Source organism: Xanthomonas sp. LMC-A-07 (assembly GCF_030208825.1).
Classification (GTDB): domain Bacteria; phylum Pseudomonadota; class Gammaproteobacteria; order Xanthomonadales; family Xanthomonadaceae; genus Xanthomonas; species Xanthomonas campestris.
Genome location: NZ_JARVTF010000020.1, coordinates 252,923 through 278,121, shown reverse-complemented (window position 1 = coordinate 278,121; position 25,199 = coordinate 252,923). Strand labels below are relative to the sequence as shown.

Annotated in this window: 23 protein-coding genes; 21 read left to right on the top strand and 2 right to left on the bottom strand. The window is 65.9% G+C overall.

The features are described 5' to 3' along the window. Positions 1-33 precede the first annotated feature (33 nt). The 12 genes from QRM89_RS19770 (at position 34) to bamA (ending at position 13,318) form a co-directional block, all read left to right on the top strand. Positions 34-372 (top strand): hypothetical protein, encoded by a 339-nt coding sequence (locus tag QRM89_RS19770; RefSeq protein WP_285448771.1) that lies wholly within the window; start codon positions 34-36, stop codon positions 370-372. A 55-nt stretch (positions 373-427) separates the two neighbouring features. Further along, positions 428-1,090: a fimbria/pilus periplasmic chaperone gene (locus QRM89_RS19765; RefSeq protein ID WP_285448770.1), complete on the top strand. Its 663-nt coding sequence runs from the start codon at positions 428-430 to the stop codon at positions 1,088-1,090. Positions 1,091-1,387: 297 nt separating this feature from the next. After that, entirely contained in the window at positions 1,388-2,215 is an 828-nt protein-coding gene (rpsB, locus tag QRM89_RS19760; protein WP_042598693.1) for a 30S ribosomal protein S2, read from the top strand. 170 nt (positions 2,216-2,385) lie between these two features. Then, positions 2,386-3,264 (top strand): translation elongation factor Ts, encoded by an 879-nt coding sequence (gene tsf / locus QRM89_RS19755; protein ID WP_012438814.1) that lies wholly within the window; start codon positions 2,386-2,388, stop codon positions 3,262-3,264. A gap of 283 nt (positions 3,265-3,547) precedes the next feature. Next, positions 3,548-5,071 carry a GGDEF domain-containing protein gene (locus QRM89_RS19750; protein ID WP_012438815.1) on the top strand — a complete coding sequence of 508 codons (1,524 nt, stop codon included), beginning with the start codon at positions 3,548-3,550 and terminating at the stop codon, positions 5,069-5,071. A gap of 107 nt (positions 5,072-5,178) precedes the next feature. Then, positions 5,179-5,901 carry a UMP kinase gene (pyrH, locus tag QRM89_RS19745; RefSeq protein WP_042598689.1) on the top strand — a complete coding sequence of 241 codons (723 nt, stop codon included), beginning with the start codon at positions 5,179-5,181 and terminating at the stop codon, positions 5,899-5,901. 237 nt (positions 5,902-6,138) lie between these two features. Beyond that, a complete protein-coding gene (frr, locus tag QRM89_RS19740) occupies positions 6,139-6,696 on the top strand; it encodes a ribosome recycling factor (protein WP_011036562.1) in 558 nt (185 codons plus the stop codon). 17 nt (positions 6,697-6,713) lie between these two features. Further along, complete coding sequence (gene uppS / locus QRM89_RS19735; RefSeq protein ID WP_042598688.1) at positions 6,714-7,475, top strand: polyprenyl diphosphate synthase; 762 nt, start codon at positions 6,714-6,716, stop codon at positions 7,473-7,475. Continuing rightward, complete coding sequence (locus tag QRM89_RS19730; protein WP_119959938.1) at positions 7,472-8,299, top strand: phosphatidate cytidylyltransferase; 828 nt, start codon at positions 7,472-7,474, stop codon at positions 8,297-8,299. The genes uppS and QRM89_RS19730 overlap by 4 nt, the downstream gene beginning before the upstream one ends. Positions 8,300-8,301: 2 nt before the next feature. Beyond that, positions 8,302-9,492, top strand: coding sequence for a 1-deoxy-D-xylulose-5-phosphate reductoisomerase (locus QRM89_RS19725; protein ID WP_119959939.1), 1,191 nt, complete (start codon positions 8,302-8,304; stop codon positions 9,490-9,492). 26 nt (positions 9,493-9,518) lie between these two features. After that, a complete protein-coding gene (gene rseP, locus QRM89_RS19720; protein ID WP_228418085.1) occupies positions 9,519-10,865 on the top strand; it encodes an RIP metalloprotease RseP in 1,347 nt (448 codons plus the stop codon). A gap of 83 nt (positions 10,866-10,948) precedes the next feature. Beyond that, on the top strand, positions 10,949-13,318 hold the full coding sequence (gene bamA, locus QRM89_RS19715; protein ID WP_161962618.1) for an outer membrane protein assembly factor BamA: 2,370 nt from the start codon (positions 10,949-10,951) through the stop codon (positions 13,316-13,318). 81 nt (positions 13,319-13,399) lie between these two features. Here the strand turns inward: bamA and QRM89_RS19710 are convergent, their stop codons facing one another. Next, positions 13,400-13,600, bottom strand: coding sequence for a hypothetical protein (locus tag QRM89_RS19710; protein WP_011269917.1), 201 nt, complete (start codon positions 13,598-13,600; stop codon positions 13,400-13,402). A gap of 127 nt (positions 13,601-13,727) precedes the next feature. On the opposite strand from QRM89_RS19710, the gene lpxD reads away from it, so the two are divergent. The 8 genes from lpxD (at position 13,728) to QRM89_RS19670 (ending at position 23,847) form a co-directional block, all read left to right on the top strand. After that, positions 13,728-14,741, top strand: a complete 1,014-nt coding sequence (gene lpxD, locus QRM89_RS19705; RefSeq protein ID WP_225041508.1) for a UDP-3-O-(3-hydroxymyristoyl)glucosamine N-acyltransferase — start codon at positions 13,728-13,730, stop codon at positions 14,739-14,741. Continuing rightward, a complete protein-coding gene (fabZ, locus tag QRM89_RS19700; RefSeq protein ID WP_011036554.1) occupies positions 14,738-15,199 on the top strand; it encodes a 3-hydroxyacyl-ACP dehydratase FabZ in 462 nt (153 codons plus the stop codon). Before lpxD ends, fabZ begins: the two co-directional genes overlap by 4 nt. 21 nt (positions 15,200-15,220) lie before the next feature. Then, positions 15,221-16,012, top strand: coding sequence for an acyl-ACP--UDP-N-acetylglucosamine O-acyltransferase (gene lpxA, locus QRM89_RS19695; protein WP_011036553.1), 792 nt, complete (start codon positions 15,221-15,223; stop codon positions 16,010-16,012). Beyond that, positions 16,009-17,325, top strand: a complete 1,317-nt coding sequence (gene lpxB / locus QRM89_RS19690; RefSeq protein WP_285448769.1) for a lipid-A-disaccharide synthase — start codon at positions 16,009-16,011, stop codon at positions 17,323-17,325. The genes lpxA and lpxB overlap by 4 nt, the downstream gene beginning before the upstream one ends. Further along, entirely contained in the window at positions 17,322-18,056 is a 735-nt protein-coding gene (locus tag QRM89_RS19685) for a ribonuclease HII (RefSeq protein WP_285448768.1), read from the top strand. The genes lpxB and QRM89_RS19685 overlap by 4 nt, the downstream gene beginning before the upstream one ends. 242 nt (positions 18,057-18,298) lie before the next feature. Then, positions 18,299-21,889 carry a DNA polymerase III subunit alpha gene (gene dnaE / locus QRM89_RS19680; protein ID WP_285448767.1) on the top strand — a complete coding sequence of 1,197 codons (3,591 nt, stop codon included), beginning with the start codon at positions 18,299-18,301 and terminating at the stop codon, positions 21,887-21,889. A 185-nt stretch (positions 21,890-22,074) separates the two neighbouring features. Next, positions 22,075-23,034: an acetyl-CoA carboxylase carboxyltransferase subunit alpha gene (locus tag QRM89_RS19675; RefSeq protein WP_011036549.1), complete on the top strand. Its 960-nt coding sequence runs from the start codon at positions 22,075-22,077 to the stop codon at positions 23,032-23,034. 57 nt (positions 23,035-23,091) lie between these two features. Beyond that, positions 23,092-23,847 carry a tetratricopeptide repeat protein gene (locus QRM89_RS19670; protein ID WP_285448766.1) on the top strand — a complete coding sequence of 252 codons (756 nt, stop codon included), beginning with the start codon at positions 23,092-23,094 and terminating at the stop codon, positions 23,845-23,847. A 126-nt stretch (positions 23,848-23,973) separates the two neighbouring features. Here the strand turns inward: QRM89_RS19670 and QRM89_RS19665 are convergent, their stop codons facing one another. After that, positions 23,974-24,420: a CopD family protein gene (locus QRM89_RS19665; RefSeq protein WP_011036547.1), complete on the bottom strand. Its 447-nt coding sequence runs from the start codon at positions 24,418-24,420 to the stop codon at positions 23,974-23,976. Between the two features lie 71 nt (positions 24,421-24,491). Here QRM89_RS19665 and QRM89_RS19660 point away from each other — a divergent pair, with 71 nt between their 5' ends. Further along, positions 24,492-25,094 carry a class I SAM-dependent methyltransferase gene (locus QRM89_RS19660; protein ID WP_161960790.1) on the top strand — a complete coding sequence of 201 codons (603 nt, stop codon included), beginning with the start codon at positions 24,492-24,494 and terminating at the stop codon, positions 25,092-25,094. Positions 25,095-25,199 lie beyond the last annotated feature (105 nt).

Here is a 25,199-nt window from a genome sequence, read left to right as displayed (position 1 = left end):
GCACCGGGCGCGTCGTTATTGGCTACGTCTCCAATGCAAACGATTGCCTTCATGACGCCGTTCAACCTTCTGAAGTGCTCTGCATTACTTGCGCTGGCCTGCGCCGCCTCCACTGTCGAGGCGGCCGGCACTAGCCAAGGCCTGGAAAATTCCACCCTGCATATCGGCTTGCGCGTGCTCAGCGGCTGCGAACTGCGCACCTCGCCGGCACGCGCCAACTGCTCCAAGGGCACCCCGGCGGCGATTGCCCCGGCCGCCAGTGCCGCGCCCGACACCGCTGGCACCGCCGCCAGCGCAACCGGCCAGGTCGCCAGCGCCTTGGCCGGCCCGGCGCCGACCGGTGCTGCCCGCATCACCACGGTGGCCTTCTGAAATGGCCGGCGCCTGGCCACTGACGCGTTGGCTTGCCACGGTTCTGGCCGCTGGCATGCTCCTGGTCACGTCCACCCCGGCCCTTGCCGCCGAGATCACAATTGCGCCGACCACTGCACGCATCCCCGCCGATGCCGACCAAGCCACCGTGTGGCTGTACAACCAGGCCAGCAAACCGTGGCGTGCAGAGGCAAAGCTGTATCGCTGGCGTCAGGACGGCGAGCGCGAGGTGCTTGAACCGGCCATCACTGCCACCGTCAGCCCCAGCCAGTTCGAAATTCCCAGCCAGGGCCGCCAGCTGCTGCGGGTGATCCGGCTCGGCCCCAGCCCGGCCACCACCGAAGACAGCTACCGCCTGGTGGTGACCCAGCACGCCAATGGCGATGAGCCAGAACTGCTGCGCTACTCCACGCCGGTGTTCGCCCTGCCCAGCCAGTCGGGCGAGGTGCACCCGCAGTTGCACGCCAGCCTGGCCCCGTCTGGCGCCGGCCGGGCCTTGAGCGTGCACAATGCCGGCATCGGCCATGCCCGCCTGGCCGACCTGGCCTATATCGATGCCAACGGTACCCGGCTAAACATCCGCAGCGACCTGGCCGGCTACGTCCTGCCCGGGCAGACCCGACGCTGGACGCTGCCGGCCAGCCTGCCCGCCGGCAAGGGCCGCTTCGTGGCCCGTATCAATGGCGACACCGAGAGCACCCTGGTGCTGGAACCATGATCCGGCGCTGCACGCACCGCGGCCCCTGAGTCAGATTGCATCGCCCTGCCCCGGCGGCTATACTCCGCCGGCTGTTTTGCGTTTCATGCGCAGCGCGCCGTCCACGTCGGACGTCATCGACGAATTCACACCTGCCGCCGCCATCCGTGCCGGGGTGCCCCGCAAGGGGTTCGTCACGGAGGCGACAGGGAAGCCCAACCCCGGAATTACGTGCGTCCCCGCCAGGGCTCGCACAGTCATGCGCAGGCTTTCAAACCACAGCCGCGCACGGCAATTCCGCTATCAGGAGTTTTTTCAATGCCTCAGGTCACCATGCGTCAGATGCTGGAAGCCGGCGTCCATTTCGGCCACCAGACCCGCTACTGGAACCCCAAGATGGCGCCGTACATCTTCGGCGCGCGCGGCAAGATCCACATCATCAACCTCGAGAAGACCGTTCCGCTCTTCAATGACGCGATGAACTTCCTCTCCTCGATCGCGCAGAAGCGCGGCACCGTGCTGTTCCTGGGCACCAAGCGCAGCGCGCGCGAGTCCATCAAGGAAGAAGCCGAGCGTTGCAACATGCCATTCATGACCCAGCGCTGGCTGGGTGGCACGCTGACCAACTTCCGCACCGTGAAGCAGTCGGTTGCTCGCCTGAAGGAACTGGAAGCCGCTGAAACCGACGGCACCTTCGAAAAGCTGGTCAAGCACGAAGTGCTGGGCCTGCGTCGCGAGCGCGAAAAGCTGGACGCGTCGCTGGGCGGCATCAAGGAAATGAACCGTCTGCCCGACGCGATCTTCGTGATCGATATCGGCCATGAAGACATCGCCATCAAGGAAGCCAAGAAGCTCGGCATCCCGGTGATCGCCGTGGTCGATACCAACTACGATCCGGCCCTGGTCGATTACGCCATCCCGGGCAACGACGACGCCATCCGCGCCGTGCAGCTGTACGCACGCGCCGCTGCCGATGCCGTGCTGGAAGGCAAGGCGGCTGCGCCGAACTCGGCGTCGGTTCGCGAAGAAGAGTTCTCGGCTGAAGCCGGCGACGAAGGCAAGGGCCGTCGCGCTCCGGCCAAGAAGGCCACCGAGAAGAAGGCCGACGCACCGGCCGCTGCACCTGCGGCACCGGCTGCCGAGTAATCGGCATGCAATGCGGCCGCACCATGCTGTGCGGCCGCAGCCCCGACGGGACCCTCGCGTCCCGTCGCTCGGGCCATTGAAGACACCCACGGGGGCGGCCAGCACGCTGCACCGTCTCCTCATTGGCGGAACACTTCCGCCGCACGTATTCGTCCATACGAGGTAATTCCATGGAAATCACTGCTTCCCTGGTTAAAGAACTGCGCGAGCGCACCGGCGCCGGCATGATGGAGTGCAAGAAGGCACTCGTCGAAAACGCAGGCGACATCGACGCCGCGGCCGAATGGCTGCGCAAGTCGGGTCTGGCCAAGGCCGACAAGAAGGCCGACCGCGTTGCCGCCGAAGGCCGCATCGCCACCGCACAGGCTGGCGGCAAGGCCGTGCTGGTCGAAGTCAACTCCGAGACCGACTTCGTCGCCAAGGACGAGAACTTCCTGGCCTTCACCGACGTCGTCGCCAACGCTGCGCTGAACTCCGACGCGGCCGATGCCGACGCCCTGAAGAGCGTCAAGCTGGACAGTGGCGAGACCATCGAAGAGCGTCGCGCTGCGGTCATCGCCAAGGTCGGCGAAAACCTGCAGGTACGTCGCCTGGTCCGCATCGACAGCGCCAACAACGTCGCGGCCTACGTGCACGGCGGCCGCATCGGCGTGCTGGTCGAGCTCAAGGGCGGCGACGCCGAGCTGGCCCGTGGCATCGCGATGCACATCGCTGCCATGAACCCGCCGCACGTCAAGGCCTCCGACGTCCCGGCCGAGTTCGTTGCCAAGGAAAAGGAAATCGAGCTGGCCAAAATGTCTGAGAAGGACAAGGCCAAGCCGGCCGAAATCCTGGAAAAGATCATCAGCGGCAAGATCAGCAAGATCGTCAACGAAGTCACCCTGTACGGCCAGCCGTACGTGCTGAACACCGACCAGACCGTCGAGCAGGCGGTCAAGGCCGCCGGTGCCGAAGTGATCGGTTTCCAGCGCCTGGCCGTTGGCGAAGGCATCGAGAAGGTGGTGGAAGACTACGCCGCCGAAGTGATGAAGCAGGCCGGACTGGCCTGATTCACCGGGTTCGATGACGAAAAAAGCCGCGGCATGCCGCGGCTTTTTTTTGCCCGCACTACGCGCTGGCACAGCGCTGTTTGCCGCTAGGCCGTCTGCATGCGCGGTGTACGCAACCGGCCACATCGCTACAGATGCGCCTGCCGCTGCCGCTAAAAACGAGATGCCGACCAGGCTTTCCAGCGCCCATTGCGCCTGCGTTGCAGCGCGGCGACTGCACTGCGTGGCGTGCCCAACTCAACGACCGCGGCTGTATGCTTGCGATCACTGTCGGCGATGAACCATGCAACCAGACCTCCAGGCCGCCCTGCACTACTGCCGCAACCTGCCCTCGCCGCCGGGCGTGGCGCTGCGCATCATCGAGCTGGCGCAAGACCCCGACGTCGACATGACCACCACGGCCAATGTCATCGGCATGGACATGGCGTTGAGCGCACGCATGCTGCGCGTGGCCAATTCACCGCTGTACGCCAGCCGGCGCCGCATCGACAACCTGGGCCAGGCACTGACCATGCTCGGCCTCAATGCGACCTTGAGCCTGGCGCTGGGCTTTTCGATGGTCCACGGCGTGCGCAGCACGTTCAAAACGCATCCGCTGCACGAGCGCATCTGGCGCCGCGCCGGCCTGTGCGCGCTGGCCAGCCGCATCCTTGGCCAGGCCTATGGCATCCGCAAGCCGGAAGAGCTCATGCTGGCCGGCCTGCTGCAGGACATCGGCAAGCTGGCGCTACTGCAGGGCACGCCGGAGGTGTACGCCCCACTGCTCGAGCAGGCCCCCGATAACGCCGCACTGCTGGACGCCGAACGCGAGCATCTTGGGGCCACGCATGCCGAGGTCGGCGCCTGGCTGGCGCATCAATGGCAGCTGCCGCCATACCTGCAGAACGCCATCGCCCAGAGCGAAGAAGAGCCGGCAAGCCTGGAACCCTTCATGGCCTGCGTGGCGCTGTCCGGGCGGCTGGCCGACATCTGGCTGTCGGCCAGTGCGGCCACCGCTACCGAGCGCGCGCAACAGCAGGCGCAGGATGTGCTGGAGCTCGATGCCGAGCGCTTTGAAAAGGTGATCGAGCGCATTGCCGAATCGCTGCCCGAACTCGAAGCCCTGTTCGATATCCGTGTGCCGCAGCCCGAGCACATCCAGCTGATCTTCGAACAGGCACGCGAGCTGGCTATGCTGCGCAGCCTGCGCGAGCTGCAGGACGTGGCCGAGGCACGCCGGCATGCCGACGAATCGGAAAACCGCATGCGCCACCTGGCCGAACAGGCCAGCCGCGATGCACTGACCGGCGTGTTCAACCGCCACCAGCTCGGCACCGCGCTCGCGCATGAGTTCGAACTGGCCACCCGGCAGGCGTGGCCGCTGTCGATCGCCTTCATCGACCTGGACGACTTCAAGCGCGTCAACGATGCGCATGGCCACCTGGTTGGCGACGAGGTGCTGCGCAACTTCGCGCAGACCCTGCAGCGCATGGTGCGTACCAGCGACCTGGTGGCGCGCTACGGCGGCGAAGAATTCCTGGTGATCCTGCCCAACACCACCGCCGAGGCCGCGCTGATGGTGATCGAGCGCATCCTGGCCGAAACCGCACGCACACCGATGGCGCAATTGCCCGGCGGGCCGCTGCACATCACGTTTTCTGCGGGATTGGCCACGCACGGTGGCGGCGACCGCCAGTTCGAAAGCATCGAGCATCTGTTGCAGGCCGCCGACACCACGCTGTATCGCTCCAAGCATCGCGGCCGCAACCGCGTCACCGCCTACGATGCGACCGAGGTACCGGCGCAACCGACACCACGCGCGCACTGAGCAACACGGCACGCATCGCGCAACAAAGGAATTTTTACCACGCCCGGTGACAGGCTTCCGCTAGAATTGCCGGCGTTTGCCGATCCCCCACCCCCGAGGCCTGCCCCATGTCTGAACTTTCCTATCGCCGCATCCTTCTCAAACTTTCCGGGGAGGCGCTGATGGGGGATGGGGATTACGGCATCGACCCCAAGGTCATCAATCGCCTCGCGCATGAAGTGATCGAGGCCCAGCAGGCCGGCGCGCAGGTTGCGCTGGTGATCGGCGGCGGCAACATCTTCCGCGGTGCCGGCCTGGCTGCCAGCGGCATGGACCGCGTCACCGGCGACCACATGGGCATGCTGGCCACCGTGATCAACGCGCTGGCCATGCAGGACGCGCTGGAAAAGCTCGGCGCCAAGGTGCGCGTGATGAGCGCGATCAAGATCAACGACGTCTGCGAAGACTTCATCCGCCGCCGCGCGATCCGTCACCTGGAAAAGGGCCGCATCGCGATCTTTGCCGCCGGCACCGGCAACCCGTTCTTCACCACTGACTCGGGCGCCGCGCTGCGTGCGATCGAGATCGGCGCCGATCTGCTGCTGAAGGCGACCAAGGTCGATGGCGTGTACGACAAGGACCCGAAGAAGCACACCGATGCGGTGCGTTACGACAGCCTGACCTACGACGAAGTGATCATGCAGGGCCTGGAAGTGATGGACACGGCCGCCTTCGCACTGGCCCGCGACAGCGACCTGCCGCTGCGCATCTTCGGCATGAGCGAGCCCGGCGTGCTGCTGCGCATCCTGCACGGCGCGCAGATCGGCACGTTGGTACAGGGCCGCAGCTGAGCGACACGGTCGGGCCCGGCTGAGACGCCGCGGCTCGCCAGACAGTGACCCACACAGCCGCCTCCGGGCGGCTGTGCTGCATTTTCACCATGCAAACTGGGTCAGCCCCGCCCGGCCGCGCCGTGCGCCCCCATGAATCCCGGCGGGCGCCTGCCGGGCTTTTTGCTGCGCTGCGCCGGCTGTCGGCGCCGCTGGCGGCTATAATCGATCAATTACGATTCACCAGGACGTTCGGCGATGCTCAACCAGATCAAACAAGACGCGCAGACGCGCATGACCAAGAGCATCGATGCTCTGCGCCATTCCCTGACCACCGTGCGCACCGGCCGCGCCTCGCCGGCGCTGCTGGACAACATCAAGGTCAAGGCCTACGGCACCGACACCCCCCTCAACCAGGTCGCCAGCATCAGCGTCTCTGAAGGCCGCTCGCTGGTCATCAGCCTGTTCGACAAGGGCATGATCAAGGACGTCGAGAAGGCGATCTATGCCTCCGACCTGGGTCTGACCCCGACCGTGGTCGGCACCGTGATCCGCCTGAACCTGCCGCCGCTCACCGAAGAGCGCCGCAAGGAGTTGAGCAAGTCGGTGCATGGCGAAGGCGAAGACGCCAAGGTCGCCATCCGCAACATCCGGCGCGATGCCAACCAGCAGGTCAAGGATCTGCTCAAGGACAAGCAGGTCACCGAGGACGAAGCGCGCGGCGCCGAAGACGACATCCAGAAGCTCACCGACAAGGCCATCAAGGACGTGGATGAGGTCGTCAAGGGCAAGGAACAGGAATTGATGACGGTCTGACCGTGGCGTCCACTGCCATGCATTCGGAGCCCTCCGCTGCCGCGGTGCCGCGCCACATTGCCATCATCATGGATGGCAACGGGCGCTGGGCGCAGCGTCGGCGGCGTCCGCGCGTGATCGGCCACCGTGCCGGCGCGCGGGCGGTCAACCGCACCATCGATTTCTGTCTCGACAAGGGCGTGTCGGCACTGACCTTGTTTGCGTTTTCCAGTGAGAACTGGGGCCGCCCGCAGGACGAAGTCGATGCACTGATGAAGCTGTTCCTGCATGCACTCGATCGTGAGGTCGAAGAGTTGCAGCGGCGTGGCGTGCAGGTGCGTTTCATCGGCGACCGCAGCCGCTTTGCCGCGCCACTGCGCGACCGCATGGCCGGTGCCGAGCGCATCACCGCGGCTAACACGCGACTGGTGCTGAGCATCGCTGCCAGCTATGGCGGCCGCCAGGACATCGCCATGGCCGCGCGTGCGCTGGCCGTCGAGGTCGCGGCAGGCCGGTTGCAGCCGGAGCAGATCGACGAAGCCTTGCTGGCCAGCCGGGTCGCGCTGGCCGACCTGCCTGCGCCCGACCTGTTCATCCGCACCGGCGGCGACACCCGGATCAGCAATTTCCTGTTGTGGCAGCTCGCCTACACCGAGCTGTGGTTCACCGAAACCCTGTGGCCGGAGTTCGACGCCGGCGTGCTGCAACAGGCTCTGGACGACTATGCCGGGCGCGAACGCCGCTTCGGCCTGACCAGCGCCCAGATCGCCGAGAAGGCGACGGAGACGTCTTCCGCATGACCCAGACCCGTGTGATTGCCGCGCTGATCATGGCGCCGCTCGCCATCTGCGCGATCGTGCTGCTGCCCACCCAGTGGCTGGCGGCGCTGGCGGCGATCCTGTTCCTGACCGGGCTGTGGGAGTGGCTCAAGCTGTCCGGCATCGACGACAGCCTGCCGCGCACCGTGCTGCTGATGCTCAACCTGCTGCTGATGGTGCTGATGGTCTGGGCATCGGTCGGCTCGATGGTGCTGTTCCAGATCGCTGCCCTGGTGGGCGTTGGCTGGTGGCTGGTGGCGCTGCTGTGGTTGCGGTTCTTCAACTTCGGCGCCGATCACGGCAATGGCCAGGCACGCGCGCTCAAGCTGGCCGCCGGCACGCTGGCGGTCCTGCCGGCCTGGGCGGCGCTGGTGCTGCTGCATGCCAATCCCGACAAGGGCAACCTGTGGCTGCTGACCGCCCTGACCATGGTGTGGGCGGCTGATTCGGGCGCGTATTTCGCTGGGCGACGGTTCGGCAAGCGCAAGCTGGCGCCGCGGATCAGCCCCAACAAGACCATCGAAGGTCTGCTGGGCGGGCTGGTTGCCGGCATTGCCGTGGCCTGCGCCTTCGGCTGGCTGGCCGGGCTGACCCTGGCGCATGTGCCGCAGCTGGTGCTGGTGGCCGCGGTCGCGGTGCTGGCCTCGGTGCTGGGCGATCTGTTCGAAAGCCTGCTCAAGCGGCATGCCGGCGCCAAGGATTCGGGCACGGTGATTCCCGGCCACGGCGGCGTGCTGGATCGGATCGACGGCGTGCTCGCCGCGCTGCCGGTGTTCGCGCTCGGCAAGGAAATTCTCGGATTCTAGGCATGTCAGGTTCTTCTCTTCGTCGGGTCGCCGTGTTTGGCGCGACCGGCTCCATCGGTGCCTCGGCACTGGACGTGATTGCCCGGCATCCGGAGCGGCTGCGTGCCAGCGTGCTGTCGGCCGGCAGCAAGGTCGATGCGCTGCTGGCGTTGTGCGTGCAGCACCGCCCCGCCCATGCGGTGATCGCCGACGCCACCTTGTATCCGGCATTGCGCGATGGCCTGCGCGCCGCCGGCCTGACCACCCAGGCGCATGCCGGTGATCAGGCGTTGGATGCGCTGGCGGCCAGCGATGCCTGCGACACCGTGGTGGCGGCGATCGTCGGCGCCGCCGGCCTGTCGTCCACCCTGGCGGCCGCGGCCGCCGGCAAGCGCCTATTGCTGGCCAACAAGGAATCCCTGGTGCTGGCCGGCGAGCTGCTGACCCGCACTGCTGCGGCAGCGGGCGCGGAAATCATTCCGATCGACAGCGAGCATAGTGCGATCTTTCAGTGCCTGCGCTCCTGCGACGCCAGCCGCGGGGTGCGGCGGGTGATCCTGACCGCCTCCGGCGGGCCGTTCCGCGGCCGCCAGCGTGCGCAATTGGCCGAAGTGACGCCCGCGCAAGCGGTGGCGCACCCGAAATGGTCGATGGGCCCGAAGATCTCGGTCGACTCGGCCACGCTGATGAACAAGGGCCTGGAAGTGATCGAAGCGCACCATCTGTTCGGCCTGCCCGGCGAGCAGATCGACGTGCTGGTGCACCCGCAGAGCCTGGTGCACTCGTTGGTGGAATTCGTCGACGGCTCCACCCTGGCCCAGCTCGGGCTGCCGGACATGCGCACCACCCTGGCGGTCGGCCTGGCCTGGCCGGAGCGCGTCGAGTCCGGCGTCGGCGGCCTGGATCTGCTGCAACAGGGCCGGCTGGACTTCGAAGCTCCGGACACCGAGGCGTTCCCGTGCCTGCGCCTGGCCTGGGACGCCTTGCGCGCCGGCGGCACCGCGCCGGCGATCCTGAACGCGGCCAACGAAGTGGCTGTTTCAGCGTTTCTTCAGGGCAAGGTGGGTTTCCTAGCCATCCCTGCGTTGGTCGAACACACGCTGACAACGCTTCAGCGGCAGAATGCCGATACCCTGAATACTCTCCTTTTCGCCGATGCCGAAGCACGGCGAACCACTGAACGCGCCCTCGCCCATCATTCCCTTCATGCCTGATCGAACCACGCTGCCGAGTTGCATCCATGGGTGATTTCATCGGTTCGGTCTGGTGGATGATCGTCAGCCTGGGCGTGTTGGTGACCTTCCACGAATTCGGGCACTTCTGGGTCGCACGCCGCTGCGGCGTCAAGGTGCTGCGCTTTTCGGTCGGTTTCGGCAAGCCGCTGTGGATGCGCCGCGACCGCCACGGCACCGAGTTCGCGATCGCCGCGATCCCACTGGGCGGCTACGTGAAGATGCTCGACGAACGCGAAGGCGAGGTGCACGCCGCCGAGCGTGAGCAGGCCTTCAACCGCAAGACGGTGTGGCAGCGCATCGCGATCGTGGCCGCCGGACCGATCGCCAACCTGCTGCTATGCATGGTCATGCTGTGGGCGATGTTTGTGATCGGCAAGCAGGATTACTCGGCCACCGTCGGCCGCGCCGATGGGCTGGCCGCCGCCGCCGGGCTGGTGCCGGGCGAGCGCATCGTGCGCATCGACGGCCGCAGCGTCAGCAGCTGGAGCGATGCCAGCATGCAGTTGACCACCGCGGCCATGGACCGCCGCGACGTGCAGGTGCTGACCGCAGCGGAGGAAGGCGGCAACAGCGAGCACACGCTGCGCCTGTCGCAGCTGCCGGCGGGGTTCGACGAGCGCCGCGTGGCCACGCTGGCCGGCATCGGCTGGCAGTTCATGCTGCAGCCGCCGGTGGTGGACAAGGTGGTCGCCGGCTCGGCGGCAGACGGCGTCCTGAAGCCGGGCGACCGGATCGTGGCCATCGACGGCCAGCCGATCCGCTCGGCCGGCGAAGTGCCCGCTCAGCTCCAGGCGCTGGGCACGCAGGGCGGCATCGGCATGATCGAGGTCGCGCGCGAAGACGACCGGCTGGCGCTGGAAATTGCCCCGCGCAAGTCGCCCGAAGGCCAGTGGATGCTGGGTGTGGGGTTTGCGGCCACCGCGGCGCCGGCCTACGACAGCCGCCAGCAATACGGGATGTTTGCCGCGGTACCCGCCGCGATCCGCGAAACCGGCAAGATGACCGCCGATTCGCTGGGCATGATGAAGCGCATGCTGACCGGCCAGGCCTCGGTGAAGAACATTTCCGGACCGGTCACCATCGCCCGCGCCGCCAACGCCTCGGCCGAACGTGGCGTGGACTGGTTCCTGTATTTCCTGGGCCTGCTCTCGCTCAGCCTGGCCATCATCAACCTGATGCCCATCCCAATCTTGGACGGTGGGCACCTGCTGTATTACCTTATTGAGTTGGTCAAGGGCAGCCCGATCAGCGAACGGGCCATGATCGCCGGGCAATATGTCGGCCTCGCGGTCCTGGCAGGCTTGATGGGTCTGGCGTTCTACAACGACATCCTCGGCCTGGTTCCACGATGAAGCTGCTCCACTCTTTCCGCCTGTTGTCGTCGTCATACGCCGGCACCCAGCAACACCCGCAATCGACTCCAACCGGATGTGACATGACGCGTCTTCCCACTCGCCGCCTGCTTGCCCTCGCTCTTGCCGCCGGCCTCAGCCTGCCAGCCGCCGCAGCCCTGGCCGCCGAGCCGTTCGTCGCCAGCGACATCCGCGTGGACGGCCTGCAGCGCATTGCATCCGGCACCGTGTTCACCTACCTGCCGGTGAACCGTGGCGATACCGTGGACGATGGCAAGGTCGCCGACTCGATCCGCGCGCTATACCGCACCGGCTTCTTCGAAGACGTGCAGCTGGATCGCCAGGGCAACATCCTGGTCATCACGGTCAAGGAACGCCCGGCGATCAACAAGCTCACCGTGACCGGCAACAAGGACATCAAGTCCGAAGAGCTGCTCAAGGGCCTGGGCGACATCGGCCTGACCGAAGGCGGCACCTTCGACCGTCTGAGCCTGGACCGCGTGACCCAGGAGTTGACCCGCCAGTACAACAACCGCGGCAAGTACAACGTCGAGATCACCCCGACGGTCAGCCCGCTGGACCGCAACCGTGTCGATGTGGCCATCGCGATCAAGGAAGGCAAGGCGGCCAAAATCCGCCACGTCAACCTGATTGGTACGGAAAAGTTCGCCAACGAAGACATCCTGGAAAACTGGGAATCCAAGGAGCACAACTGGGCCTCGTGGTACCGCCGCGACGACCAATACTCCAAGGAAAAGATGTCCGGCGACCTGGAGAAGCTCAACTCCTGGTACCTGGACCGTGGCTATGTCGACTTCAGCATCGACTCCACCCAGGTGTCGATCAGCCCGGACAAGCGCGACATGTTCGTCAGCGCCGGCGTGACCGAGGGTGAGCAGTACAAGATTTCCGAGATCAAGGTCACCGGTGACACTGTATTGCCGCAGGCCGACATCGAGCGCCTGGTGATCCCCAAGGCCGGCGACATCTTCTCGCGCGCCTTGCTGGAATACACCTCCGATGCCATCACCAACACGCTGAGCAACGTCGGTTACGCCTTCGCCAAGGTCAACCCGATCCCCACGCCGAACCGCGAAGACCGCACCGTTGCAGTGAACCTGCAGGTCGTGCCGGGGCCGCGCGTGTCGGTGCGCCGCATCCTGTACAAGGGCAACAGCCGCACCTCCGACGAGGTGTTGCGCCGCGAAATGCGCCAGTTCGAGAACACCTGGTACTCGCAGGCCGCGATCGACCGTTCCAAGATCCGTCTGCAGCGCCTGGGCTACTTCGAGAGCGTGGACGTGGAAACCCCCGCAGTGCCGGGCAGCAACGACCAGGTGGACGTGGTGTACAACGTCAAGGAAACCACCTCCGGCAGCTTCGTGTTCGGCCTGGGCTATTCGCAGAGCTTCGGTGTGACCACCTCGGTGCAGTTGTCGCAAAACAACTTCCTGGGCGGCGGTAACCGCGTTGCAGTGGAAGCCTCGCGCAGCACCTTCCAGCAGCGCTATGCGTTCTCTTACACCAATCCGTTCTTTACCGATGACGGCGTGTCGCTGGGCTACAACCTGTCGTGGCGCGAACTCGATTACTCGGACTTCAACACCGCGCAGTACAACAGCACCAACGGCTCGGCGCAGGTGGTGTTCGGCGTGCCGATCACCGAAAACGACACCGTCTCGGCGATGATCGGTATCGACAGCAATCAGATCACCACCTTTGGCGGTTCCACGCCGCAGGCGATCGTCGATTACATCGACGCGATCGGCACGCGCACCTTCCACGCCTGGCGCACCGAGTTGGGCTGGGCGCGCGATACTCGCAATGACTTCTTCATGCCAACCCGCGGCATGTACCAGCGTGTTGGTCTGGAAACCACCCTGCCCGGCTCTACGGTCGAGTACTACAAGCTCAACTACCAGATCTCCAATTACTGGCCGATCATTCCGGCGATCGTGTTGAACACGCGCTTCGAGCTGGGTTACGGCGACAGCTACGGCAACGACAGCTCGCGCGTGGTCACCAATCCGGATGGTTCCAGCCGCACGATCACCGCCTCGGGCCTGCCGTTCTACGAGAACTTCTACGCCGGCGGTACCAACTCGGTGCGTGGTTTCGAGGACAACACACTGGGACCGCGTTCGGAGCCGACCTTGTCGTATTCGCGCGGCCAGCCGCTCGGTGGCTCGTTCAAGACCGTCGGTTCGGTGGAAATGTATTTCCCCAAGCTGTTCGACAGCCCGTCGGCACGCATCTCGGCGTTCTTCGACTTCGGTAACGTCTATAACGGCGTGGACAACTTCAAGGCCAACGAGCTGCGCGCCTCCACCGGCGTGGCGCTCTTGTGGCGTGCACCGGTCGGCCCCATTTCGATCAGCTATGCGTTCCCGCTGAAGAAGGAAGACAACGACGAAGTCGAGCGCTTGCAGTTCACCTTCGGCGGCCAGTTCTAAGTAGGACGCAGCAAAACAATGGCGGCCCGACTACTCGGGCCGCCATTGTTTGTTTACACCAGGTCTGTTTGCGGGACTGACTCAGTAGGTGCTGAGGTAGTTGCTCCACACGGTGCCCAGGCAGTCGGCGGTACCGCTCCAATCGGAGCTGTTGACGCACTGGACCTGCTGGTCCCACAGGCTCTGCGCATTGGCTTGCTGTTCCGAGAAGTCATACGCGGAGGCGGTGCTGACCGCACCCAGCAGGACCAGGCTTCCGAAGACGGAGAGGACAGTTTTCATATGCTTCTTCCTAGGTGTGCCGCACGATTGCGACCACGCAAGGGATACGCCTGGAGTTTTAGTCACTTGTTGGTTGCGTTTTCTTTTCGTAAAACCAGCGCCTTCATGTTTAAAAGAGGTTCACCTGATGCGTTTGACCGCCAGTGAGATTGCCGCGCAATTTGGTCTGACCGTTGTCGGCGATGGCGCCACCGAAGTCAGCGGTGTCGCCACCCTGGCGCACGCGGGAACAGGGCAGCTGAGCTTCCTGGCCAACCCGCGCTATCGCCCGCAACTGGCCGAAACGCAGGCGTCGGTGGTGATCCTGCGTGCTGACGATGCCGAGTCTGCGCAGGGCACGGCGCTGGTTGCCAAGGACCCGTACACCGCATTCGCCAAGATCGCCGCGCTGTTCGATGTCGCGCCGGTGCGTGCGCCCGGCATTCACGCATCCGCGGTGATCGACCCGACCGCCACCGTGTCGCCAACCGCGCATGTCGGCCCGTTCGTGAGCATTGGCGCGGGCAGCAGCGTGGGCGATGGTTGCGTGATCGGCGCCGGCAGCATCATCGGCGAAGACTGCGTGGTCGATGACGGATGCGAACTGATTGCCCGCGTCACCCTGGTCACCCGCGTTCGCTTGGGCAAGCGCGTGCGCGTGCATCCCGGCGCGGTGCTCGGCGCCGACGGCTTTGGCCTGGCGATGGATGCCGGCCACTGGATCAAGGTGCCGCAGCTGGGCGGCGTGGTGATCGGCGACGATTGCGAAATTGGCGCCAACACCTGCATCGACCGCGGCGCGCTGGAAGACACCGTGCTGGAAGAAGACGTGCGCGTGGACAACCTGGTGCAGATTGCGCACAACTGCCGCATTGGCGCGCACAGTGCGATCGCCGGCTGCACCGGTATCGCCGGCAGCGCCAAGATCGGCCGTTATTGCCTGCTGGGCGGCCACGTTGGCGTGGTTGGCCATCTGGAGATCTGCGACAAGGTGGTCATCACCGGCAAGTCGGTGGTGCGCAATTCCATCCATGAGCCCGGCGAGTATTCGTCCGGCACCCCTCTCACCGACAATCGCACGTGGCGCAAGAATGCCGCGCGCTTCAAACAACTCGATGCGCTGGCAAGGCGCATTCTGGCTGTGGGCAAGGAGAACCAATGAGTCACCCCATTTACGAGCTGCCGATCGACGTCAATCAGATCCAGACGCTGATCCCGCACCGCTACCCGTTCCTGCTGATCGACCGCGTCATCGAGCTGGACCTGGAAGCCAAGCGCATCGTCGGGCAGAAGAACGTCACCATCAACGAGCCGTTCTTTCAGGGGCACTTCCCGACCCGTCCGGTGATGCCGGGTGTGCTGATCATCGAAGCGCTGGCACAGGCCGGCGGCGTGATGACCCAGCTCGGCCTGGGCCGCGACGCGCTGTCCAAGCTGTTCTACATGGTCAAGGTCGACAACGCGCGCTTCAACAAGCAGGTGGTGCCGGGCGATGTGCTGATCCTGGAGGTGCAGATGAAGCGCCTGATCCGCAACATGGGATGCTATTACGGCGAAGCCAAGGTCAACGGCGAAATCGTGGCCAGTGCCGAAGTCATGTGCGCCGGCGCCAGGGAATAACCCGTTTTTGGAGGTGAGACGATGCGTGATCAGGCACCCTTGATTCATCCCACCGCTGTCATCGACCCTGCGGCGCGGCTGGCCAGCGATGTGCGCGTCGGCGCGTTTTCGCTGATCGGCGCAGACGTGGAGATCGGCGCCGGCACCGAGGTGGGGCCGCATTGTTCGATCCACGGCCCTACCCGGATCGGCAGCAACAACCGCTTCATCGGCCACGCCGCGATCGGCGGCGAACCGCAGGACAAGAAGTACGCCGGCGAGCGCACCGAACTGGTGATCGGCAACGGCAACGTGATCCGCGAGTTCGTCACCATCAACCGTGGCACCGGCGGCGGCGGCGGCATCACCGTGGTCGGCGACGACAACTGGATGCTGGCCTACACGCACGTGGCGCACGACTGCCATGTCGGCAACCACTGCGTGTTCTCCAACAACACCACGCTGGCCGGCCACGTCACCGTGGGCGACTACGTGATCATCAGCGGGTTTGCCGGCGCGCATCAGTTCTGCCGGATCGGCGCGCACGCCTTCCTGGGCATGGGCGCGCTGACCAATGGCGACGTGCCGCCCTTCACCATGGTGGGCAGCGACTCGCTGGGCCGCCCGCGCGGCATCAACAGCGAGGGGCTCAAGCGCCGCGGCTTCGATGCCGAGCGTATCTCCGCGATCAAGCGCGCCTACCGCACGCTGTATGTGGCCGGCCTGCCGCTGGCCGAAGCAAAGCTGCAGCTGGCCGAACAGGCGCGCGACAGCGACGACGTGCGAGGGCTGCTCGAGTTCATCGAGGCGGCGGAACGGCCGCTGCTGCGATGACCGGAATCGGGAATCGAGAACCGGAACACGCTGCAGGTGCGCACGTTGGCGCGGCCGTCACCGTCCCGGATGCCGCATCGATTCCCCATTCCCCACTCCCGATTCCCGGCGCGCGCATGCGCGCTCCACGTATCGCCCTGATCGCCGGCGAAGCATCCGGCGACATCCTCGGTGCCGGCTTGATCGACGCACTGCGCCGCCGCTATCCCGATGCCGAATTCGTCGGTATCGGCGGCGATGCGATGCGCAGTGCCGGATGCCAGACCTGGTTCGACGCCAGCGAGCTGGCGGTGATGGGCCTGACCGAAGTGCTGCGGCATCTGCCGCGCCTGCTGAAATTGCGCAGCGCCTTTCGCGAGCGCGTGCTGGCGTGGAAGCCGGATGTATTCATCGGCATCGACGCGCCCGACTTCAATCTGCCGGTGGAACGCTGGCTCAAGCAGCGCGGCGTGCGCAACGTGCATTACGTGAGCCCCTCGGTGTGGGCCTGGCGCGAGAAGCGTGCCGAGAAGATCGGCGTCAGCGCCGACCTGGTGTTGTGCCTGTTCCCGATGGAGCCGCCGATCTACGCCAGGCACGGCGTGGATGCGCGCTTCGTCGGCCACCCGATGGCCGACGCCATTGCCTACCAGGCCGACCGCGAGGCCGCACGCGCCAAGCTGGGGCTGTCGACCTCCAGCACCGTGCTGGCAGTGTTGCCAGGCAGCCGACATGGGGAGATCAGCCGGCTGGGCGACACCTTCTTCCAGGCGGCCTGGCTGGTCTCCGAGCATTTGCCCAACCTGCACGTGCTGGTGCCGGCCGCCAATCCGGGCTGCAAGCAGTTGCTGGCCGAGCAGTTGTCGCGCAGTTCGCTGCCGGTGATGCGCTCGCACCTGCTCGATGGCCAGGCGCGCACCGCGATGCTGGCCGCCGACGTGGTGCTGCTGGCCTCCGGCACCGCCACCCTGGAAGCGATGCTGGTCAAGCGGCCGATGGTGGTGGGCTACAAGGTCGCGCCACTCACCTACCGCATCGTCAAGACGCTGGGCCTGCTCAAGGTCAACCGCTATGCCCTGCCCAACATCCTGGCCAACGAAGACCTGGCGCCGGAGCTGATGCAGGACGACTGCACCCCGGAGCGCCTGTGCGTGGCCCTGCTGGACTGGTTCAAGCACCCCGAAAAAGTCGCCGGCCTGCAGTCGCGCTATCTGGCCCTGCATGCGCAGCTGCGCCAGGACGCCTCGACGCGCGCGGCCGAGGCAGTGGCTGAGCTGCTTGAAGGCAGGGATTCGGGAGTCGGCATTGGGGATTCGTCAGGAGCAAAGGCATGAAAATCATGGCTCCGTGCACACAAGCAGACAACGTCCATACCGAAGCACGCCAGTCGCCTTTGTTCTGCGAATCCCACATCCCGAATGCCGAATCCCGGCGGTTGATTGCCGGCGTCGACGAAGCCGGCCGTGGTCCGCTGGCCGGGCCGGTGGCCGTGGCCGCGGTGGTGTTCGACCCGGCCAAGCCGCGCATCAACGGGCTGGACGATTCCAAGCAGCTCAGCGCCGAGCGCCGTGAGCAGCTGTATGCCCGCATCGTCGATCGCGCACTGGCCTGGTCGGTGGTGCTGATCGACAGCGAAGAGATCGACCGCATCAACATCTACCAGGCCACCATGCTGGGCATGCGCCGTGCGGTGGAAGGCGTGGCGCATGTGGCCGGGTTTGCGCGCATCGACGGCAACCGGGTGCCCAAAGGGCTGCCCTGCCCGGCCGAGGCATTGATCGGCGGCGATGCGCTGGACCGCGCCATCATGGCGGCCTCGATCGTGGCCAAGGTCACCCGCGACCGGCTGATGCGCGAGCTGCATACGCAGCACCCCGAATACCGCTTCGACCTGCACAAGGGCTATAGCACTCCGGCCCACCTGGCGGCCCTGCAGACCCACGGGCCCTGCCCGCAACACCGGCGCAGCTTTTCCCCGGTGCGCCGCGCGCTGGGGCTGGAGACCGCCCAAACCGCCTGGGACGTGCCCTGCGCGCCTGCCGACGGACTGCTGCTGGCCGAGTAAGCCGATCCATTGCCGTCTGCAGGTCGCCGGTAGCCGGTAGCCGGTAGCCACTACGAGGCTCTCGCGCTCGCCACGCAGCTTGCGCATCCACCCGCCTGCACACCGGCGCAACCCGCCGCCGCCTGAACCACCCACGCCGCCCAGCCCCTGCCCCGCCTGGGCGCGGCGCGTGAACCATGCTGTCAAGCCTTGTTCCACCCGCCCGCCGTCGCTACCCTGACCGCGCATTATTCCGGTCTCGCATGTCCACTTCCCGCTTCGTCCATCTGCACGTCCACACCGAGTTCTCGTTGGCGGATTCCACCATCCGCGTGCCCGAGAAACCGGATCAGGCTGACCCGAAAAAAGCCAAGCAGGCCAACCTGCTGAGCCGCGCGGTCGAACTCGACCTGCCCGCGCTGGCGGTCACCGACCTGAACAACCTGTTCGCCCTGGTCAAGTTCTACAAGGCCGCCGAAGGCGTGGGCATCAAACCCATCGCCGGCGCCGACGTGATGATCGCCACGCCGGACATGACGCCCTGGCGCATGACCCTGTTGTGTCGCGACCGCGAGGGCTACCTGAGCCTGTCCCGGCTGCTCACCCGCGCCTGGATGGAAGGCCACCGCCCCGAAGGCGGCGTGGCGATCCACCCCGAATGGCTGCAGGCCGGGCATGCCAACCTGTTCGCCCTGGCCGGCCGCGACAGCCTGGCCGGGCGCCTGTTCGCCGAAGGCCGCGCCGACCTGGCCGAGCAGCAGCTCGCCGACTGGCAGCGTGTGTTCGGCGACGGCCTGCACCTGGAACTGACACGCACCGGCCGCGAGGGCGAGGAGCGTTTCAACCAGTTCGCGCTGCATGCGGCTGGCGTGCGCGGCCTGCCGGTGGTCGCCAGCAACGATGTGCGCTTTCTGTATGCCAGCGACTTCGCGGCGCACGAAGCGCGCGTGTGCATTTCCTCCGGCCGCGTGCTGGACGACCCCAAGCGCCCGCGTGACTACAGCGACCAGCAATACCTCAAGTCCAGCGAGGAGATGACCGCGCTGTTCGCCGATGTGCCCGACGCCATCGACAACACGCTGGCGCTGGCGCAGCGCTGCAACATCGAGATGCGCCTGGGCACCTACTTCCTGCCCGCCTACCCGGTGCCGGAAGACGAAACCCTGGACAGCTGGATCCGCAGCCAGTCGCGCGACGGTCTGGCCGCGCGCCTGGAAAAGAATCCGATCGCGCCCGGCAAGACCCGCCAGGACTACGTTGACCGGCTCGAATTCGAGCTGGACACCATCATCAAGATGGGCTTCCCCGGCTACTTCCTGATCGTGGCCGACTTCATCCAGTGGGGAAAGAACCAGGGCATTCCGATCGGCCCGGGCCGCGGCTCCGGTGCTGGTTCGCTGGTGGCGTGGGCGCTGCAGATCACCGATCTGGACCCGCTGCCGTACAACCTGCTGTTCGAGCGCTTCTTGAATCCTGAGCGCGTGTCGATGCCCGACTTCGACATCGACTTCTGCATGGACCGCCGCGACGAGGTGATCGACTACGTCGCGCGCAAATACGGCCGCGAGCGGGTCAGCCAGATCATCACCTACGGCACCATGGCCGCCAAGGCAGTGGTGCGCGACGCCGGGCGCGTGCTCGGTTTCACTTACGGTCTGGTCGACAGCGTCGCCAAGCTGATTCCCAACATCCTGGGCATCACGCTCAAGGACGCGATGGGCGAAGGCAAGGACTCGGAGATGGCCTCGCCGGAGCTGATCCAGCGCTACCAGGTCGAGGACGATGTCCGCGACCTGATGGACCTGGCGCGCCAGCTCGAAGACCTCACCCGCAACGCCGGCAAGCACGCCGGCGGCGTGGTGATCGCGCCCGAACCGTTGAGCGAATTCTGCCCGCTGTTCGCCGAACACGACGAAGGCGGCCGCGGCAAGAATCCGGTCACCCAGTTCGACAAGAACGACGTGGAAGAAGTCGGCCTGGTGAAGTTCGACTTCCTCGGCCTGCGCACGCTGACCATCATCGATTGGGCGGTGAAGGCGATCAACGTGCGCCACGCACGTGCCGGCATCGACCCGGTCGACATCACTGCCATTCCGCTGGACGATGCGCCCACCTACAAGGGCGTGTTCGCCTCGGGCAACACCGGCGCGGTGTTCCAGTTCGAATCCTCGGGCATGCGCCGCCTGCTCAAGGACGCGCGCCCGGACCGCTTTGAAGACTTGATCGCGCTGGTGTCGCTGTACCGGCCCGGCCCGATGGACCTGATCCCGGACTTCAACGCGCGTAAGCACGGCCAGCAGGAGATCATCTATCCCGATCCGCGCACCGAAGCGATCCTGAAAGACACCTACGGCATCATGGTGTATCAGGAGCAGGTGATGCAGATGGCGCAGATCGTCGGCGATTATTCGCTGGGCGGCGCCGACCTGTTGCGTCGTGCGATGGGCAAGAAGGTGCCGGCCGAAATGGCCAAGCACCGCGAAATTTTCCGCGAAGGCGCGGCCAAGGGCGGCGTGAGCGCGCAGAAGGCCGATGAAATCTTCGACCTGATGGAGAAGTTCGCCGGCTACGGCTTCAACAAGTCGCACGCTGCCGCCTATGCGCTGGTCAGCTACCAGACCGCCTGGCTCAAGCGTCACTATCCGGCCGAATTCATGGCGGCCACGTTGTCCTCGGATATGGACAACACCGACAAGGTGGTGGGCTTTCTCGATGAGGTGCGCAACCTCGGCCTCACCGTGCTGCCGCCGCGCGTCAATGAGTCGGCCTACATGTTCGAGGCCGCCAGCCCCGACACCATCCAGTACGGTCTGGGCGCGATCAAGGGCGTTGGCCAGGGCGCGTGCGAGGCCATCGTCGAAGAGCGCCTGCGCAACGGCCCCTACACCACGCTGCTGGATTTCTGCACGCGCGTGGGCACCGCAAAGCTCAATCGCCGCACGCTGGAAGCGATGATCAACGCCGGTGCGATGGACGGGCTGGGCAAGAACCGCGCCTCGCTGATGCTGCAATTGCCGGAGGTGATGAAGGCCACCGAGCAGATGGCACGCGAACGTGCCTCCGGCCAGAACTCGCTGTTCGGTGGGCCCGACCCGAGCGCGCCGGCGATGCGCCTGGACCTACCCGAAAGCAAGGAATGGCCGCTGGGCCAACTGCTCACCGGCGAGCGCGAAACACTGGGCTTCTACCTCAGCGGGCATCCGTTCGATCCGCATCGCGACGAAGTGCGCGAACTGGTCGGCTGCGACCTGAGCGCGCTCGACAAGATCCTGGCCTCGCAGCAGCGCGGCGGCGGCGGTGGAGGCGGCGATGGTGAAAAGCGCGCCTGGCGTCCTGAAGTCAGCGCCATCCTGGCCGGCCAGGTGGTGGGCGTGCGCCGCAAGGGCGACAGCCAGGTGTTCGTGCAACTCGAAGATGGCCGCGGCCGGGTGGAATGCAGCGCGTTCTCCGATGCGATGGCCGAGTTCGGCCACCTGCTCACCCGCGACCGCATCCTGATCATCAAGGGCGGCCTGCGCGAGGATGAGTTCAACGGCGGCTACAGCCTGCGCATCCGCCAATGCTGGGACTACGAGCAGATCTGCGCCGACCACGCGCAGCGGCTGTCATTGCGCCTGGATCTGCGCGAGAAACAAGCCTGGTCCCGTATCGACACGTTGCTGGCCAAGCACCGCCCCGGCAAGACGCCGCTGCGCCTGGACCTGCTGCTGCGCTCGCCGGCCGGCGGCGTGGCCGGCATGCTCGACCTCAACGGCAGCCACTCGGTGCGCATCGACCAGCAACTGATGGACAGCCTGCGCGCCGACCCTGCCGTGCGCACGTTGAAGGTCAAGTACAGCCCGCCGTGGGCTTGAGAGGCCGGGATTGGGCATTCGGGATTCGGGATTGGCACGAGCGGCGCTGCTGCGTTCGGGTTGCTCTGGACCGCTGTTGCGAATCCCCAATCCCTACTCCCCAATCCCCGCCACCGAACGGCTGCGTACGGGCCGCAGACACCGCTTCAGCTACACTCCCCGCCTTACGTTGACGACGCCATTGCATGAATCCTAACTACCTCGACTTCGAGCAACCCATCGCCGATCTGGAAGCCAAGATCCAGGAGCTGCGCAAGGCCAGCACCGGCCCTGCAGTGAATGTCGATGCGGAAGTGCGTGCCTTGCGCGACAAGCTGCGCGTGCGTACTGCGCAGATTTTCCGCGACCTGTCGGCCTGGCAGGTATCGCAGCTGGCGCGCCATCCGCAGCGCCCGTACACGCTGGACTACATCAACACCATGTGCGACGAATTCCAGGAACTGGCCGGCGACCGCGCCTATGCCGACGACAAGGCGATTGTCGGTGGCCTGGGCCGCATCGATGGCCGCCCGGTGGTCATCATCGGGCACCAGAAAGGCCGCGATACCAAGAGCAAGGTGGCGCGTAATTTCGGCATGCCGCGCCCGGAAGGCTATCGCAAGGCGCTGCGCCTGATGAAGCTGGCCGAACGCTTCCGCCTGCCGCTGCTGACCTTCATCGACACCCCCGGCGCCTACCCCGGCATCGGTGCGGAAGAGCGCGGCCAGTCCGAGGCGATCGCACGCAACCTGATGGAAATGGCCGAGCTGAAAGTGCCAGTGATCTGCACGGTGATCGGCGAAGGCGGCTCCGGCGGCGCGCTGGCGATCGGCGTGGGTGACCGCACCCTGATGCTGGAATACGGCACCTATTCGGTGATTTCGCCCGAAGGCTGCGCCTCGATCCTGTGGAAGGATGCCGCCAAGGCCAAGGACGCCGCCGAACAGCTAGGCCTCACCGCCAAGCGCCTGAAGGGCCTGGGCCTGGTCGACAAGGTGATCCGTGAACCCACCGGCGGCGCGCACCGCAATCCGGAACAGATGGGCAAGCGGCTCAAGGCCGTGTTGCTCAACGAACTGGACGCGCTGGAAAAGGTGCCGGTGGACGCGCTGATGCAGCAACGCTACGAGCGTCTGCGCAGCTACGGTGCCTACGAAGGGCATTGAGTCACTGGTCATGATCGCCGCGCGAATGCGCGGCCACGGAATGGAATCCTTGCACCGATGAGCCCTCTCCTGCTGCTATCGCTGGTTCTGCAAGCCGCCTGCTGCGTGCACGTCGTGCGCAGCGGCCGCCCGCTGTACTGGATCTTCCTGCTGCTGGCGTTTTCGTTGCTGGCGGTGCTGGTCTACGTGTTCGTGGCGGTGATTCCAGACCTGCGCAACGACCCGAGTGCGCGCCGCAGCCTCAAGCGCGTGCGTAGCAAACTGGACCCGCAACGCGAACAGCGCGACGCCTCGCGCCGCCTGGACGTGGCCGACACTCCGGAGAACCGCCGCCAGCTCGCCGAAACGTTGCTGACCCAAGGCGATTACGCGCAAGCCGCCGAGCACTTCCAGGGCGCGCTGCGCGGCTTGTATCGCGACGATCCGCACCTGATGCTCGGGCTGGCCAAGGCGCAGTTTGGGCTCGGCCAGCCGGCCCAGACACGCCAGACCCTGGATGCGTTGATCGCAGCCAATCCCACCTTCCGCTCGCATGATGGGCACCTGCTGTATGCCCGTGCGGTAGAAGACAGCGGCGACATCGACGCCGCCCTGCACGAGTACGAAACGCTGGCGCAGGGCTACCCGGGCGAAGAAGCGCGCGTGCGGTATGCACAGCTGCTGCAGCGCACCGCACGTACGGACCAGGCCAAGGCAATGTACGAGCAGGTGCTACGCCACGCCGGGGCCTCGCCCAAACATTACCAGCGCGAACAACGCGGCTGGGTCGAGCTGGCGCGCAAGGGCTTGAGCGAGTTGGGCACCACGACGTAAGCGCTGCGTTGCACTGTCTGCGTCAGTGCGGCAAGGCGATGCGTTGTGATCGCCCCACAGATCTGTCTTCTCGCAAGATCGATCACCACGCCTGATGGCCTGGCGACGTCGCCGCCAGAGCCGCCCTCAGAACGGCTTGGCCAGCACCAGCCAGATCACGCCCACCAGCAACACCACCGGCACTTCGTTGAACAGGCGCAGCGCGCGCCCGCTGGGCAGTGCCCGGCCTTGGTCCACGCCCTTCAACCAACGCCCGGCCACGATGTAGTGCGCCAGGATCAGCGCGACGGCAAACAGCTTGGCGTGCAACCAGCCGCCAGCCACCATCGTGGGGAAGTCCGGGATCACCCGGTACCCCAGCCACAGCACCGCGCCCAGCAGCAGCGCCAGCCCGAGCATGCTGTGACCGAATTTGTAGAGCCGCCGCCCCATCAGCACCAGGCGCGCACGCACGGCGGTGTCGGTGCCGGCTTCGGCGATGTTGACCAGGATGCGGGGCAGATAGAACACCGCGGCCATCCAGGCGATGACGAACAACAGGTGGAAGGTCTTGATCCACAAATACAGGGTCATGCGCTGGCTCCGCTGGCTCGCGTAGGATGGCCCGCATTTTCACCTATCCGCTCGCGCGAAAGCGCATCCGCATGCACAAGCCCGACGACAAACAGTACGACGCCACCTATTTCACCCGCTGGTACCGCGATGCGGGGCTGGCAGACCCTGCACGCCTGCGGCGAAAGGTCGCACTGGCCGTGGCCCAGGCCGAGTACTACCTGGAGCGCCCGATCCGCACCGTGCTCGATGTGGGCTGCGGCGAAGCCGCCTGGCGTGCACCACTGCTGGCGCTGCGCCCGAAGCTGCAGTACCTGGGGTTCGATAGCAGCGAGTACGCGGTGCAACGCTACGGGCGCAGCCGCCAGATCCACCCGGCCCGCTTCGGCGACTTTGCCTGGCTGCGTCCGTGCGCGCCGGTGGATCTACTGATCTGCTCGGACGTGCTGCATTACGTGCCCACACGCGAGTTCAACCAGGGCCTGCCCGGCCTGGCCGAGATGTGTGCCGGGGTGGCCTTTCTGGAGACCTTTGCCGAAGAGGACGCCTTTGACGGCGACCATGAGGGCTTCCAGGCGCGGCCGGCACGCTGGTACCGGCGCCGCTTCGCCAGCGTGGGCTTCACTGCGCTCGGCTCGCATTGCTGGCTGTCGCCACCGTTGCGGGGCGAGGCGGCGGCGCTGGAGCACAGCTGAGCAGGGCCGCAGCGCATTCCGGCTGACCGCACGCTGGCCGCGTCGCATTAGCACAGTTGACTTGACGGCCTCTACCGTCCGCAGCCCCATTAAGGTGCAAATGCG